At 39.5% G+C, this 15,840-nt stretch carries 11 protein-coding genes; 5 read left to right on the top strand and 6 right to left on the bottom strand.

Annotation, left to right across the window (positions count from 1 at the left end; translation table 11 throughout):
- Positions 1-154: 154 nt before the first annotated feature.
- Positions 155-1,864 carry a phosphoethanolamine transferase CptA gene (gene cptA, locus AABS66_RS10315; protein ID WP_206084696.1) on the top strand — a complete coding sequence of 570 codons (1,710 nt, stop codon included), beginning with the start codon at positions 155-157 and terminating at the stop codon, positions 1,862-1,864.
- 49 nt (positions 1,865-1,913) lie between these two features.
- On the opposite strand, the gene AABS66_RS10320 is transcribed toward cptA, so the two are convergent.
- The gene (locus AABS66_RS10320) at positions 1,914-2,600 is read right to left on the bottom strand and encodes a DUF421 domain-containing protein (RefSeq protein WP_206084695.1); all 687 of its coding nucleotides are present in this window, start codon (positions 2,598-2,600) and stop codon (positions 1,914-1,916) included.
- Positions 2,601-2,894: 294 nt separating this feature from the next.
- Between AABS66_RS10320 and AABS66_RS10325 the strand changes: the two genes are divergently transcribed.
- From AABS66_RS10325 to AABS66_RS10340, 4 genes are all read left to right on the top strand, one after another.
- Entirely contained in the window at positions 2,895-3,218 is a 324-nt protein-coding gene (locus AABS66_RS10325; protein WP_206084694.1) for a hypothetical protein, read from the top strand.
- 192 nt (positions 3,219-3,410) lie between these two features.
- Positions 3,411-3,851 carry a GNAT family N-acetyltransferase gene (locus AABS66_RS10330; protein WP_430224895.1) on the top strand — a complete coding sequence of 147 codons (441 nt, stop codon included), beginning with the start codon at positions 3,411-3,413 and terminating at the stop codon, positions 3,849-3,851.
- Positions 3,852-3,924: 73 nt separating this feature from the next.
- The gene (locus AABS66_RS10335) at positions 3,925-4,191 is read left to right on the top strand and encodes a DksA/TraR family C4-type zinc finger protein (protein WP_272539032.1); all 267 of its coding nucleotides are present in this window, start codon (positions 3,925-3,927) and stop codon (positions 4,189-4,191) included.
- A gap of 430 nt (positions 4,192-4,621) precedes the next feature.
- Positions 4,622-6,628: a BCCT family transporter gene (locus tag AABS66_RS10340; RefSeq protein WP_206084691.1), complete on the top strand. Its 2,007-nt coding sequence runs from the start codon at positions 4,622-4,624 to the stop codon at positions 6,626-6,628.
- 159 nt (positions 6,629-6,787) lie between these two features.
- On the opposite strand, the gene AABS66_RS10345 is transcribed toward AABS66_RS10340, so the two are convergent.
- From AABS66_RS10345 to hpaR, 5 genes are all read right to left on the bottom strand, one after another.
- Positions 6,788-7,084 (bottom strand): hypothetical protein, encoded by a 297-nt coding sequence (locus AABS66_RS10345; protein ID WP_430224896.1) that lies wholly within the window; start codon positions 7,082-7,084, stop codon positions 6,788-6,790.
- Between the two features lie 79 nt (positions 7,085-7,163).
- On the bottom strand, positions 7,164-7,511 hold the full coding sequence (locus AABS66_RS10350; protein ID WP_272539030.1) for a zinc ABC transporter substrate-binding protein: 348 nt from the start codon (positions 7,509-7,511) through the stop codon (positions 7,164-7,166).
- A gap of 12 nt (positions 7,512-7,523) precedes the next feature.
- On the bottom strand, positions 7,524-12,638 hold the full coding sequence (locus AABS66_RS10355) for a DUF637 domain-containing protein (protein ID WP_430224897.1): 5,115 nt from the start codon (positions 12,636-12,638) through the stop codon (positions 7,524-7,526).
- Positions 12,639-12,662: 24 nt separating this feature from the next.
- Positions 12,663-14,336 carry a ShlB/FhaC/HecB family hemolysin secretion/activation protein gene (locus AABS66_RS10360; RefSeq protein WP_430224898.1) on the bottom strand — a complete coding sequence of 558 codons (1,674 nt, stop codon included), beginning with the start codon at positions 14,334-14,336 and terminating at the stop codon, positions 12,663-12,665.
- Positions 14,337-15,248: 912 nt separating this feature from the next.
- The gene (gene hpaR / locus AABS66_RS10365) at positions 15,249-15,704 is read right to left on the bottom strand and encodes a homoprotocatechuate degradation operon regulator HpaR (protein WP_206084687.1); all 456 of its coding nucleotides are present in this window, start codon (positions 15,702-15,704) and stop codon (positions 15,249-15,251) included.
- Positions 15,705-15,840 lie beyond the last annotated feature (136 nt).

A 15,840-nucleotide genomic window follows, 5' to 3' on the forward strand; every position in this document is an offset into this window, starting at 1 on the left:
GCTGAAAAAACAAAACATTAAAGAATACTTAAATATTAGTGATCATGGCCAAACTATTTTGAACTTAAGTTTGACCTGTAAATCTAAACACCGATTTCTCAATTATTTTTCAATATTACTTAGCGATTAAAGAAAATAAGAGTTTAAAAACACTATGCTTAACACTACACGCACAGAGAGATTTAGCTGGTTATCACTACTCTGGCTATTAATCTACTTTTGGTATTTCTCGTCGTTATTGCAACTATATGTGGTCGTCACAGGCCAAAGTAACAGTATCGGGTTAAGGGATTCACTGCTGTATAGCTCTTTATGGCTAATTCCCGCGCTACTTTTCCCTCGGAAAATTAAGCTTATTGCAGGCGTTATTGGCGTTATATTGTGGCTATCTTCTGTCGTCGCCCTCGCTTACTTTGTGGTTTACGGCCACCAAATCTCACAGAGCGTTATGTTTGTGATGTTTGAAACCAATACCAATGAAGCAGGGGAATTCCTCAAACAATACTTTAGTTTTAAAGTCGTCGGCATCATTCTTGCCTACACCTTAGTGGCTATTTTCTTGTGGTCACGCCTAAAACCCGTTTATATACCGAAAAAAGGCAACGTGGTTGTTTCCTTGCTAATATTGATCATTTTGTTTGGTGTGCCGTATTACAACAAAGGCATCAAACAAGATAGACCACTAGCCAATGTGGCTTCTTATGTAAATAGCAAACTGGCCTATGCAGCACCATGGCAGTTTGTTAGTGGTTACTTTCTCTATAAAAACCAGTTAGCTAATATGGAGGAGTTGATCAGAGACAACAGTAAAATTCCACCGCTCGCCAACTTTGTCGATGCCAATGGCAACACGCCACGTACCTTTGTATTAGTGATTGGTGAGTCCACCAGCCGCGATAGAATGAGTTTATACGGTTATCAACGCCCAACGACGCCAGAATTAGTAGAACTTGCAAAAGACTATCCTGCTAACTTATCGGTATTTAATGATGTGGTAACGCCACGCCCATATACCATTGAAGCGCTACAACAAATTCTGACGTTTGCCACCCAGACAGAGCCTGAACTGTTTAACTCTCGCCCTTCTATCATGAATATGATGAAGCAAGCGGGCTTTAAAACGTTCTGGATCACCAATCAGCAAACTATGACTGAGCGAAATACCTTACTGACGGCCTTCTCTCGCCAAACGGATAAGCAGTATTACCTCAATAATGATATGGCTCAGAGTTCACGTATCTATGATGACGTGGTATTTGATCCTTTCAAAGAAGCACTTGCTGACCCTGCGGAAAAGAAATTTATCGTTGTACACCTGCTAGGCACACATATGCGTTATGAATTCCGCTACCCAGAAGATAAAGCGATATTTACGCAAAGAGACAGCCTGGTACCTGCTAACCTGAAAGATGACCAAGTCAAAGATTACAACGCGTATGATAATGCACAGCATTATAATGATTATGTGGTGTCAACCTTAATTAAAGACTTTGATTCTTCTAAAGAAAATGGCTTCTTAGTCTTTTTCTCTGACCACGGAGAAGATGTCTATGATACACCACCACATGAAATGTTAGGCCGTAGCGAAGGTAAACCAAGCAAGGTTATCTACAATGTGCCATTCCTTGTTTGGCAATCACCTGAATGGTTAAGTACCCATCAGTTTGATTTAAAAGAAAAAACAACTCGCCCATTCAGCACGATGGATTTCATCTATGCATGGTCTGACTTAGCAGGCTTTAACTACACAGGTTATGAACCAGAAAAGAGCTTGTTTAGCACAGAGTTTAAACCTCAGCCTCGTTACATCGGCGACCCTGATAATAAATCCTCAATCATGCTTTATGATGATTTGAAGAAATAATGTCATAACAAGTAGGTGGAGTGCATTGCATTTCATCTACTTGCCTATCTTAAGCAATGCTTTTTAGTTCATGTGTACCTTCGCGGTTTATTTTGCCATCTTGCAAAATAAAACTGACTTCACCACGCCAGAACTCCGCTAAGAAAATATCATCGAGCGATTCAATACCTTGAAATTCAATCTGTTGTTTTAACCAAGCTTCATCCCTTTCTATCGATTCCAACTCACTGGTTCTTATCACGCCATCTTTCATTAAAAGCACCGAAGGCATATTTTTTTCATCACAAATGATGGTGAGCTGCCCGTCAGGTTCGATTTGTGCGTAGTAAATTTCTTGAAATGAATGAATACCTTGAGCATGAATGCGTGATGAGATATTGATGATATCTATTTTATTTTTTTTCTTTAATATATTTTCCATAATGAATTGCCCCTTTTTAATAATCGGTATTGGGTTACCAATTGCGACATTACGGAAAAAATTCACTTTCTTTGTTAATAAATTCAAAGAACTAATCAATAAAACACCGATTATTAAGATCGTTATATATTGATACAATGGTATTGTATCACTGTAGATCACCCCTCCGATAATTCCCCCTAAGACAAAATTACCAATGAAATCAATTGGTGTCATTTGAGAGAGCTGCGTTTTTCCAGACAAATTCATATGAGTAATAACGATAGCGAAACCAATAATGAACTTTAAAATGATAAACGAATAATAGTACGTCATATTGCTACCTTTTATATTATCTAATTCAAAACATTTTTTACTTCTTGTGCTTGTACAATCAGTTTAGCCTGTTTACGCCCCTTTAGATGTAATGACTTCATGAGTCATTAAAAACCATGCACATTCAGCACAAGGTTGTAATTAATGATATCAGACAACCAAACATCATTTTAATATTTCAAAAATTCACCTATTGATTTTATAAAAATCTTAAAACCAGCTATATTAAAATATAAGCATAAATATCAATGCTGAAAAATGGTTTTAAACTCATTTTATTCTAAGGACATATTTATGAATAAGAAAATCATCGCTTCATTATTTTTTGTCGGCCTATTTACTGTCATAACAGGCTGTGATGATTCATCTAAACCCAGCGATACTGTTAAGCAAGCTGAAGAAAAAGCTCAGCAACTCAAAGCTGATGGTGAACAAAAAGCCAATGAACTTGCTGAAGAGACAAAAAATAAAGCTGAGGAGCTGAAACAAAATGCTTCTGATCTTAGCCAAGAAGTTAAAACTGATGCCATTAATAAAGCGGATGAAATTGCAACTGATGTGAAAGAGAAAACAGAATCCATCAAAGCTGAAAATGATGCTAAAACAGAGAATAAGTAATGTTTAAAAAAGTGCGAGAGTAAAACGCTGTAATCGCACTGACTCATGCCCCCAAATGCAGGTTTTTTCGCCTGCATTTGCCTGTTTTATCTATTCCCATACTAAAAAGCACCAAAACCTACCTGTTCCAACGGCTATCTCGTTATATAGTAAACCTTCTTTCATTTTATGACGTCAATACTAGGACTCACCATGGAAATCAAACACAGCCTTGGCCATGCAAACCCTGCATTAGTCGCAGATGCCTTTGACCTACGCCAGCAAGTCTTTACCCAAGAACAGGGGTTCCCCGCTGAAATCGATATTGATGAGTATGATGATGCAGCACTGCATGTCGTTTTATATTTAAACCAGCAGCCTGCGGCCGTTTTGCGTTGTGTATTGTTAGATAATGGGTTGATCAAAGTAGGCCGTGTTGCAGTGCAAAAATCGCATCGCGGTAAAGGCTTAGGCCGTGAAATGATGAAGTTTGTCCAGCAATATGGTACTGCAAACCAGTATCAAAAAATCGGCCTTTCTGCCCAACACACTGCTATCTCATTCTACGAAAACCTAGGTTATCAAACCGAAGGGGAAATGTACGATGAAGATGGCATGGATCATATTTTTATGAGCTTATCTTTAAACCGTTAACTTTGCCCTTGAAATTAATTTTCTCGCCGCCATATTAAGATAAGGTCAATTATTAACCAGTTAGAGGTATACTATGGCGAACGGCTGGGCAAATGAAAATGCGGTGCAGGAACAAATTGATGCCACGCTCGATGACGCGATTGCGAAAGCACGTGGCCAGTTGCCTTCAGGTGAAAGTGCTGAATTTTGTGAGGAGTGTGGAGAACCTATTCCTGAAGCGCGCCGTTTGGCGGTATTAGGCGTGAAACTCTGTCTAAATTGCCAATCTGAACTAGACAAAAAACAAGCCGCCTTTAGTGGTTACAATCGGCGTGGTAGTAAGGATAGCCAATTAAGGTAACACCCTTTTCTTATCAAAGAATTGGCTATTTTTTGCAAGTTAATATCCTCTTTCATCTATCTTCTTTAACTTATTGGTAAAACATATAAATTTATCATTCTTAATTATTAATAAATTGATAATTAACACGATATTTTATCTGTCTTTCTAATCTTATTCCCCACTATTGTTGATCATTCATCCATATCATGGCAGTATAACCGACTATTTTTTAACTTACTGAGGTAGCAAAGACTCGACATTTATGTTTTTTTCGGCCGTTTTCACTGCCAACAACACCACGTATAACGCGTTTTTATTGTTCTTTCTATTACGTTCCCTTAGGGAATATTTTCGCAATTATCCATTGTTTCATTAAGAAGGACTGGTCGTTGCATACCGTTCTCGCTCTTGGTATGCCAAAAATAAAATAAAACAAAAGAAGGTTGTTATGAGTCAAATTGATACTGATTCGAAAAAAGTTCGTTCTAAAATTAGTCCCCCTGTATTTTATAGCTCTGCTATTATCATTTTGGTTATTGTCGGCTTTGCCGCACTAATGCCAAAAGTCGCAGAATCTCATCTAAGTCATCTTCAACAAAACTTGTTTAACAACGCCAGTTGGTTCTACATCCTTGCTGTAGCCATCATCCTACTGAGTGTGACTTATCTGGGACTCTCCCGCTATGGGCAAATAAAGCTAGGGCCAGACCATGCGCAGCCAAATTTTAGTTATGTGTCGTGGTTTGCCATGCTGTTTTCCGCAGGTATGGGAATTGGTTTGATGTTCTTTGGGGTCGCTGAACCCGTGATGCATTACCTCAACCCACCAGTGGGTGATGCACAAACTGTTGAGGCAGCTAAGGAAGCCATGCGTTTGACCTTCTTCCACTGGGGGTTACACGCTTGGGCGATTTATGCCATTGTTGCCTTAATTTTAGCGTTTTTTAGCTATCGCCACGGGTTACCACTGACCTTACGCTCTGCTCTGTACCCTATTATCGGTGAACGTATCTATGGCCCTATTGGCCATGCTGTTGATATTTTTGCGGTTGTTGGTACGGTGTTTGGTGTCGCTACTTCATTAGGCTTTGGTGTATTACAGGTCAATGCAGGCTTAAATCACTTATTTGGCTTGCCAGTAAATGAGATGGTACAAGTTGGGCTAATTGTCACCTTTACCGCACTGGCAACGCTTTCTGTGGTCTCTGGGCTGGATAAAGGCATCCGCATTTTATCAGAACTTAACCTAGGTCTCGCGTTCTTGCTGCTACTGCTGATTGTGATACTGGGGCCGACTGTTCTGTTATTAAAATCGTTTGTGGAAAATACAGGTGGTTATCTTTCTGAAATTGTGACCAAAACCTTTAATTTGTACGCTTATGAACCTAAATCAAGCGATTGGTTAGGTGGCTGGACGTTACTGTATTGGGGTTGGTGGTTATCATGGTCACCGTTTGTGGGGATGTTTATCGCCCGAATTTCCCGTGGTCGTACTATCCGTGAGTTTGTTATGGGCGTATTATTCGTGCCTGCTGGGTTCACATTAATGTGGATGACATTCTTCGGTAATACCGCCATTGACCTTATCAAAAATCAAGGGGCAGTAAAGCTTGCCGAAACCGTGCAATCGGATGTCTCCCTTGCCCTGTTTGAATTCCTAAATTATTTCCCATTCTCTTCAGTGCTATCATTTTTTGCCATGTTGATGGTTGTGGTGTTCTTTGTCACTTCTGCGGATTCAGGGGCGATGGTGGTCGATACATTGGCTTCTGGCGGCGACTCCAATACCCCAATTTGGCAACGTATTTTCTGGGCAGGATTAATGGGCGTCGTCGCCATCACCATGCTGCTGGCGGGGGGGCTACAAGCGCTGCAAACTTTAACCATTGCCAGTGCCTTGCCGTTTGCAATGGTCTTGCTTGCCTCTATTTATGGGTTATTTAAAGCACTGCGAGTAGATGCTTATAAACGGGATAGCCAACAATTAGCCACCATTGCACCTACGGCAAGCCGTAACCCAATCCCATGGCAACGCCGCTTACGTAATATTGTCTATTTCCCTAAGCGTGCCCATGTGAAGCGCTTTATGGAAGAGTCCGTTAAGCCGTCAATGGAGATGGTTTCTGAGGAATTAGCGAAGCAAGGCACAGTTTGCCATATTCACACAGACAAAGATGACCGTATTGGTTTTGAAGTGGATTTAGGCGACGATATGAACTTTTTCTACGAAGTTCGCCTCCGTTATTATATTCAGCCGTCTTTTGCCTTAGCCGGTATGGGCACAGAAAGTGATGAAGAAAAGAGTGAAGAACAACGTTATTACCGCGCCGAAATTCACCTAAAAGAAGGCGGCCAAGACTACGATGTGATGGGCTGGGCAAAAGAACAGATCATCCACGATATTCTCGACCAATATGAAAAACATATTCATTTCTTACACTTGTTGGGTAAGTAGCCTAAAAAGAGAAGCGTTACCTAAAATGTGTCGATAAAAATTCACAGGCGGCTAAAATTATAGCCGCCTGTTTTTTCCATCTTTTTTGCTCAATTCTATTGAACTTATAGCTACCTACACCCTATCATTGGGGCTTACTGATTGTTATTACCTGATTTTTTATAATAATTTTGCAGGAAGTATTACGTCTTTGCCTTTAACGTAATCCCATACCAAGGTGAATATCTTTTTATATATCGAACTTTCATATTGTGATAGGTGCATTAATAGTTGTGATAGGTGCATTAATAGTTTTGATAGTTCATCAGACGATCTCATTACTGATATCTCACCATCCTCAGGATATGCTATAAAAACGTTGTTAACACCGTTTAAGGATATAGTTAAAAAGGCCTTTCCATTAATATATTGTATATTATTGAGATATACACTACTGACTAAAAACGGCATTTCCATTACTTGCACCTTCCTGTTGTTCCCTGATATATGGAAATATTATAGTTTTTATTTTGCTCTGCAAATTCTAAGCTCGTTTTTAATTAGCTATAGGATTATTTTTTGGACCTAACCATTTTAGTTGCTCTTTTAACTCATCAGGTACTAAATCAAATAACATTTTGATATATTCAATATTTTTTGAGTAAAGTATACTAATTTTTGGCGTGCAGTTTTCATAATAGTATTTAGCTTGATAGTTTAAAAATGATATATCACCACTAGTAAACTCATTAATTAGTATTTTATTTGGCAAGTTATGTATTAGTTCAGATTCATAGTAACATGATAAATCCTCAGATTTTATTTTTGCATCCTGAGATTGAATATTTCTTATGTATGGAAGGATCCAAAATAACATATCTATATATATTTCACTTTTTGTCATGAGATTATCCTATTAATTTCTAGATGGTAATGATTTAGCTCCAACAGGAGCGGATTCGACTACAGTCCACCTTCCATTTTCAATCAATTTATTAATATACTGTGAGTCTCCTGTTTTAATATATATTTCTTTAGCAGCTACCATTCTATGATTGCCTTCTGAAATATAATAAACTCCTTTTTTATCGACATATCCAGCAATAATACCTTCTGGCGCAGTGAATTTATAGTTATTACTGAGCATGTCTATTTTCATTTGATCTACTTGATTAGGGTGTTTTAGACCCGTTTGCGTACTTTTTATTACTGATGTTATTTCATCAGAACCTAGTTTAGATATTGTAAAGGCGCTCTTTTGTATAAGTTGTTTTCCTATCCAACCTAATGAAACAACAGATGCTTGTATTTCAGGATCTGATATTAATACTGCTGCTTTTGTCCAACCCGGTGTTTTTGCGTTTATTTTATTTAAGTCTTGTGAGTTCCAATACATTAAATATTGTTTTGCTAGATCATTTTGCATGACATCAAAGCCGAGGTAACTAGCCCAGTAAGGCCTTTTAGCTAAATCAAATGCATTTGATATTCTCGTTTTAGTGATATCTTGTGTAACTAATGGGTTATTAGTTATTTCTAAATCTAAATTTCCACTGTTTATTATGCTGAACATAGCATACTTTTTTATTTGTGTAGCTTCACAGCTTGTATTACCTGCACATTTTTGCATATTTCTATCAAAATCCATTGCAAGTTCATGGAGTAAATGATTAAACCTGAAGGTACTTTCTGCCGAGTCCGCGCCACTGTAAACCCCTCCTGGCTCACCAGTAAATATTGCACCCGCAAATCCACCCAGTACTCGGGATAATTGAGCGTATTTCTCAGAATCTTTTTGCCACTCTTTTTCATTGATTAAATTATTGTTTAGCGTAATTCCTGCTAACTGAACAGCAAGACTACCAACTATTGCCCCTTTTGCATTTCCACCTGCAATTTCAGCGCTAATACCCGAAACCACAGAATGGCCTAAAAGCTTGCCTGAGTGACCTAAAATGTCCCCTTTATCCCCAATAAGTTTGGCTCCCTCCGCATTCACCTGACTCCCGATATTACTGAGTAAGGCACTCTTAAAGTTATCAGTGAAACTACCGCCTTGTATCGTGGTATTCACGGTTGAGCTAATCACAGATTGCGCGGCAACACGTTGAGCAACCTTATTCCAATCTCCATTACTTAATAGCGGTAATTTAGCATCTGCTGGGTTACCTTTAGTCCATTCCATTTTTACGTCTAGGCCATTGAGCGCTCCTGAAATCGCCATTTGGGTAATAATAGATTTGACGGTATCACTTTTGCCTAGTGAATTAAGTGTCTTGGATAGATTTCCTTGGTTTTCAGCCAGAGCGACCGCCGCTTGCGTGGAGAGTGCTGTCATTCCAGAGTATGCTGCCCCAGAAATAATAGTGTGAGCTGTACCTTGTGTTCCTGATGCTGCCCATGCAGCAAAATTTTGAGCTGTACCCGATGTCATCGCTGCAACGGTTATCATAATCAACGCAGCAGCAACCGGGTTTAAACTCTGGCTTTTATAATCCCAACTGTCATAGGCATCTTTAACTAAGTTCCACTGTACATCTTTACGGTCTTTTAAGCCTGCAAGCCACTGTGTACCTTCTGTTTTACCAAGAGCCTCTAAAGCATTTTCTAAGCTCTGACCATTTTTCGATTTGATGTCCGCAGTAATCCCTTTATTCGCATCAACAGTCAGTTTTCCACCAATATGCAATGCAGGTAAAACCCATTTATCTGAGGTATATCCTTTATTGCGCTGTGTAATATAAAAACCGTTAGAATTTGTAATCACTTGTTCAAATTGCGAATTTTTGACAGCTTTAAAATTGACCTTGCCCGTTTGGCTGGTAATTTTGGCATTTTTCCCTGTATTTATTTTTGTGGCCTCTAATGTCACATCATCTTTTGCCAATAAATTAATATCGCCACCTGCGGTAAACTCAGTAACTTTATTAGTTTTATCACTGCGTGTTTTTCTCACTTCCTTTTTCGTAATACAAAGCGTCCATCTATTGCATTTCTTTTTATACTCTTCGAAGTAACTGCTTTCCTCCATGGCTTGGGCATAGAGATACCCACCTTTTGCCGCAATATCCATCGCACCTTTGGCAACGAGACGAGACGCTTGGAAAAGGATGCTCCCCTCAGACAAAATGGTCAGGGTTTTACCACTATTAATTTCAGTTCCAATTTGTCGATATAGCTCTTCAAATTTTTTCCCTGACTGTTTTCGATAATTCGTTTTGACCGACTCTAAGCGCACATTCCCTCCGCTTGAGAGTGTGATATCAGCTAGGGATTTGATTGTGCTACCTTGTGCGGTAAGTGCGCCATTAGTGGCCAGCGTAACGCCTTTATCACCAGAAAGTGTCGAGGTCACATAACGTACATCTTGGTTATCTTCATTGGGGTTGGGAATGGCAGAGTAGGCGGTAGCGGTTAATTTAATATCACGACCTGACAATGCAGTAATTTTGTCTTTGGATTGAAGATTAGCAGATTGCAAGTCAATATCACGTGCGGCATTTAACGTGATATTGCCATTCGCAATAAGTTGAGAGCGTAGCTCTGGGTAGCGATTGGTCTTGAATACATCGTCGGCATCTTTAATCGATTTTGAGCCTAATAAAATATCTTGGCCTGCATTGAATGTCAGTGATTTTCCACTGTTGAAGGCAATGCCACGCGCTTCAATATTTTTACCTGCAGTGAGGTTTATTTCCCCTGAACTCACCCAACTTCCTGTTTTCGTGAGTAACTCATTGATATTTTGGGTAGGCTCTGAAGCCGCGAGTTTCATTAAATTGGATTCATCGCGACGAATAACAATATTGCCATTAGCACTGAGGGTGAGTTTATTCGTTTTGGCTAATTGCGCATTATCGAATGTGATGTTTTTACCTGCTTGAATATGTAACGAATTCGCAGCATTAATAACTGGAGGGGATAATACACTGTCTTTAAAAGCTGAGACAGGATTTAAGCTATATTGAAGATTGCCATTTCTCGCAATTAAGGTGCTGTCTTTAGCCGTTAAATTGGTTTGTTTGAGAGTAAGATCGTTGTTGGCAATTAGGCTTTGTGATTGTTTTGCAACCAGTTGTGCATCATGAATATTGATGTTTTGACCAGCGATAATAGACAGATCATTTTCAGACTGTAAGTTGGTAGAAATATTTACATTATTAGAATTTAAAATAATGTTTTTTGCAGTAATGGCAAAAGAAGGATTACCTATTTGTACTATTTTCGCTATGGGCTTTTCAGTACTAGGAAGTTTACTTTCAAGATTAATGGCGTTTTTAAAATCAAGGACAACATTATTTCCAGCAGATATCGTTTTATAATTTAAGGCTTCGGGCGTCCAAGAATAGAATTTATCGATTAATTTGAAATACATTGGTTGCTGATCATAGGCTATGTCCCATGTGCCAGGAACATCATTTTCATCAACCCAGTTATTTAAGTATGGACTATCAGTTTCAAACTGATACCAAAAGTTAATCTCCCCACCTTGACTATTTAATATTTTCGCAATATTACCAGTCAAAATAATATTATTTTTTGCTATTAAATTACCCCCTATCCCATTAAATTCATTAGAGTTTATGTAGATACTCCCCCCTGATTCTATTTTTCCATTTTTTTCAACTTTATATATAGTTCTTTCTACATTAATTGGTCTCTTATTAACAAGATCTCTTTCTCCAAACCATTTTTTATAGGGGAAATTTTCTAATACAGGGTACAAGCTTGTTATATCAGTTACACCTTCTCCGCCAAAATGAGAGCCTACATATATATTGCTACTCCGATTAGAATCAGCCTCTATTTTTTTTATTGAAATAGGTGTATCTAAAATATTATTGAGTTTCTTAGTCCGAACAACTAAATCCCCTGCATTGGTCTTTATCGTCCCGGATTTATTCTCAATCAGCGTACTCAAATCCCCCTTGGCATTTTTTTGCATCCACAGATTATCTTGTGCCTGGATAAGTGCACTGTTGCCGGTATTGCTGGCTGACTCGGCAAAGACACGTATATCTTTACCAGCGATAACCTTTCCGTTATTGGTCAGGATGTTGGTCGCTAATGTGATGTCCTTGGCGGCATTCACGTTGGCATTGGCGTTAATTTGTAGGTTTTTGGTGCTGACATTAATGCCTTTTTTCCCTTGAATATTGCCTGCAAGGGTAATTTTGCCATCGACGGTTAACGTCAGGTCATTTTGGTTGGTTTGCACATTGCTGAGATTAATTCCCACCCCAGCCTCGGTGCTGACCAATTTCACTTGGTTGGCATACATCCCCCCAAGTGCCTTGGTATCCACAGAAATACTCGGTTTTGCCCCTTCACCTGCAATGGGTGTCACTGTGCCTTTTTGAAAATCAACACGGTTGGTGCCTTGCATCAGGGTCAGGTTTTTGGCTTTGATTTGCCCATTCAGTTCAGTGGCGCGACTGATAATATCGGCATAGGTTTGCGCTTCGGCATTTAGGCCATTAGCGCCGATAACCACACTGCCTTTTTTCACTTCAACCGCGGACAAGGCACCCTTGTTATCCAGGATGGGTTTCCCCGTAGTTAAGGTAATCGCAGGGGTATTCACAAAGCTACAGCCATTGCAGGTAATGCCATTCGGATTGGCAATTAAGACGTTTGCTTTAGCGCCAGCAACCTCTAACTTGCCTTGCAGTTGTGAGCGACTACTGCCTGTGACTTCGTTGATAATCAGATTGGCAGCATTTCCCTTTAAATTGGCATTGGCTTTGATTTGCCCCGCGATTTGAGAATTCACATTGGTAGTGGCGTTATTGAGTACCGCGCCTTGCTTATCAACATTAAATTGTTGAAATTTATTGTGCGATATCCCTGCCCCATTTGGTGTGGCGATATTAATAATCGGGACGTTATTTTGTTGGCTGATTTGTGTATTTTTATCTGCTGCTGTCATGGCGGCTCCCCAAGCGGGATGTAAGGGGTAGACAGCGGTTAAGAAAATAATGGTGTAACTTAATAGCCGCTTAGGGCGCGAAGGCAACTGTTCATTTAGCATAAATAATCCTTTAAAAACGTAAAGCTACAGAGAAAATGAGACAGACCAATAGGCCGACCAATTGTCTGGTTTAAGTTGTGACGGATAATGCAAAGGCTTGCTGAGTAAAAACTGAGAATAAAACAGGCTATTACCAATAAAAGAGAGGCCAACGGCACCCCCTGCAAGGGTGTCATGCTCGACGTGGTATTTATCGGAGCCAATAAAACCGTAATCTAAAGCCCCGATAAAACGCAATTGCCCAATTGCTGTATTGGCGATGTTTTTGTTAATTTCATTACGCCAATACCCGCCACGGTTACCGCTTAAAGACTGCTCATGGTAGCCACGAACAGAGTACTGCCCGCCGATGCTGATGCGTTCAATACCGTATAAGTTATCGGGGGAATATTGGCCGTAAAATGAGGTTAAATAGGTCAAACCATTGGGAAAAAAATACTGATAACTGCTGCTTAGACTGAATTTGCAGTAATGGCTGCGTGGCGAGTCTTTCGCGAGAGTATCTGGTGATGCGCCAAAGGCCGATATTCCCCATTCAGCCGCAGGGTTAAACGTGAAGTAACCTTGCCCGAGCGTGGTGCTGTACTGCGGAGTAAACGAGAGGGCGGTTAAGGTTGGGCTGCTAATCGTCAAGGTTTGGGACGCTAATTGCGTAGTCGCATTTTTATGTTTTAAGCTACTTTGTAGTGTAAGCCGTTGCTTCCCATCGCGATAAACTAAGCGGCTGATATCAAACTGTTGATTGGTGTTTTTGCCTTCATAACGGTATTGCTGGCCCGATGCCTGAAACGGTTGTAACGTACTATTACGGTAAAATTGGTAACGGTAAGACCAATAGCCATAAGGCACATTCAAATTCGCAACAATATAACGATTATGGTGGGATGGGCTTCCATCCATATCTGTATTGGCCGAGGCTGACCACTGTTCACCAAACCCTAAAGGTGAGTCCACCGTTAAACTACCAGTAAGTAGCTGTTTTCCCGTTGCTTTCATGCCTGAATTATCGAGGCTCAATTGGCCTGTGATAGGCCATTTTTTCCCTTGCTGATGAATAATAATCCGAGAGTAGCCATTCTGGGTTCCTGGCTGGATATCGATAGTGTATTTGGCAGATGATAATCGGTTGAGTTGCTCTAACCCCTGTTCAATGTTCCGTAAATTTAATATTTTACCTTGTTGATGAGGAAATATTTGATGAACTAAGCGCTCAGGGGAATTTTCAATCTCAATAGTTTCAATATGCCCTTCAATGACTTGTAAGCGCAATTGATGTGAGGATAAATCTTGCTCAGGAATGATGGCTTGAGAGGTAATAAACCCCTGTTCCATATAATAATTAGTCACATGCTTGGTGAGCTCGTATATTTCACCCAGCGTGAGGCAGCGTTTTAAGTAAGGTGAAGTTAATTGGGTTTGTATTGTGCTACTAAGCCGTGTTGCACCAACAAATTGGATCTCGCTGATAGGGAAACATATTTCATCTTGGGAAGGAGGAGGCAAAGCACCCTCAATGGGGATGGTAGTTTGTTTTTCCAATAAATTACGTTGGCTTAGCTCCGACTCCAATCGTTGTTTCTGTTCAAATTGAATGCTTTCTTGTGTCGAGGGTAGCAGTTGATTTTCTGTATAGCCATAAGGCGAAATCATGAATAACGATGAGAATAATAAACACCATAAAACCTGATTATTTGTCATTTTATTTGAGTTTACGTCATTAATAGTAAATTTTACGTAATGTAACTCATTATCATTATCTGTTTTTAGATAAAAAAGAACCACCATAACTAAAATTGAATATTTTCATGTTTAATACGGTTTTTTGTATTTTTTCATTAAATTATTTCGTTTAACCCCTCCTTAACCGTAAAAATCAATGTCAAATGCTAGAAATCAATTGATTGATTTTATTGAGAATGATTTCGTTGAAGAATTTGTCACAAGTCACTCTACAGGTAATTTCACAATGCCAAAAAGGATATGACAGTAAGGGATTTAGAGCTTATCTAATAAGTATAAGTGAAGCTCGACTTCAGTGAATCTACAGGGAAAATAAATCATTTAAGTAATAGCTATACTCTAAATAATTCGAATTGCAGGAAGGCGGTAATTGAAGATAGTTTGATGAACATACACCAACATATGACCCAACTAACCAAGTGCCAGCAACAACGTCACAGTGCGAAATATGACGAAGGCAAACTAATTTCCTAGATACAAACTAATTTTCTAAATAGTTCGAACTCTAGCAAGGCGGTAATTAAAGATAGTTTGGGGAGCATACACCAACATATGACCCAACTAACCAAGTGCCATCAACAACGTCACAGTGCGAAATATGGCGAAGACAAACTAATTTTCTAAATAGTTCGAACTCTAGCAAGGCGGCAATTGAGGATAGTTTGGGGGGCATACACCAACATATGGCCCAACTAACCAAGTGCCAGCAACAACGTCACAGTGCGAAATATGACGAAGGCAAACTAATTTTCTAAATAGTTCGAACTCTAGCAAGGCGGCAATTGAGGATAGTTTGGGGAGCATACACCAGTATGTGACCCAAATAGCCGAAAGAAGCCAACACAGCTAGAGCTCGAAATATGACGAAAATTAGGCGCTCTTTTTCTTATCAGCAACGATACTACTATAATCTGGGCTCTCTAAAGCGATAAGCTCATCCAACAAGGCGGTCAGTTGTTGCATTTTCTCTGGAGAAAATGCCAGTTCGATTTTTTGATAGCCTTCTTCGACTTCCTGACGAGCTTTATCGTACAGCTCTTGCCCTGTTGGCGTTAGCGAAACGTAGAGTTTACGTTGGTCATTCAGTGGTTTTAAGCGAAAAATTAAACCTTCGCGCTCCATACGGGTTAAGATCCCCGTTAGGCTTGGACGGAGAATACAGGTTTGAACCGATAACTCATGAAAATCAATTGAACGGTTATCAGCTAAAACGCGAATGATACGCCATTGCTGTTCAGTCAAATTATACGACTTTAAAATGGGCCGAAAGAACCCCATTGCGGTTTCTCTCGCTTGCAATAATGCAATTGTCAATGATTCATGCATAAGCTTAAAACTCATCACTTAATTAATGTTATTTAATCCCTATTTAGGTGCTTTGAAGTTATGCTTTTGGGCTTGTTGTTAATAAAAACACACTATTTCACCCTGACTTCAATACACCTCGCTCACCTCTGTTAAA

Origin of the sequence: Providencia sp. SP181, assembly GCF_050446505.1 — a bacterium.
GTDB lineage: Bacteria > Pseudomonadota > Gammaproteobacteria > Enterobacterales > Enterobacteriaceae > Providencia > Providencia vermicola.

Excerpts from the sequence above, each read along its gene's own strand:
- cptA (WP_206084696.1), top strand. The coding sequence starts at position 155 with ATGCTTAACACTACACGCACAGAGAGATTTAGCTGGTTATCACTACTC.
- AABS66_RS10320 (WP_206084695.1), bottom strand. The coding sequence starts at position 2,600 with ATGACGTACTATTATTCGTTTATCATTTTAAAGTTCATTATTGGTTTC.
- AABS66_RS10325 (WP_206084694.1), top strand. The coding sequence starts at position 2,895 with ATGAATAAGAAAATCATCGCTTCATTATTTTTTGTCGGCCTATTTACT.
- AABS66_RS10330 (WP_430224895.1), top strand. The coding sequence starts at position 3,411 with ATGGAAATCAAACACAGCCTTGGCCATGCAAACCCTGCATTAGTCGCA.
- AABS66_RS10335 (WP_272539032.1), top strand. The coding sequence starts at position 3,925 with ATGGCGAACGGCTGGGCAAATGAAAATGCGGTGCAGGAACAAATTGAT.
- AABS66_RS10340 (WP_206084691.1), top strand. The coding sequence starts at position 4,622 with ATGAGTCAAATTGATACTGATTCGAAAAAAGTTCGTTCTAAAATTAGT.
- AABS66_RS10345 (WP_430224896.1), bottom strand. The coding sequence starts at position 7,084 with ATGGAAATGCCGTTTTTAGTCAGTAGTGTATATCTCAATAATATACAA.
- AABS66_RS10350 (WP_272539030.1), bottom strand. The coding sequence starts at position 7,511 with ATGACAAAAAGTGAAATATATATAGATATGTTATTTTGGATCCTTCCA.
- AABS66_RS10355 (WP_430224897.1), bottom strand. The coding sequence starts at position 12,638 with ATGCTAAATGAACAGTTGCCTTCGCGCCCTAAGCGGCTATTAAGTTAC.
- AABS66_RS10360 (WP_430224898.1), bottom strand. The coding sequence starts at position 14,336 with ATGACAAATAATCAGGTTTTATGGTGTTTATTATTCTCATCGTTATTC.
- hpaR (WP_206084687.1), bottom strand. The coding sequence starts at position 15,704 with ATGCATGAATCATTGACAATTGCATTATTGCAAGCGAGAGAAACCGCA.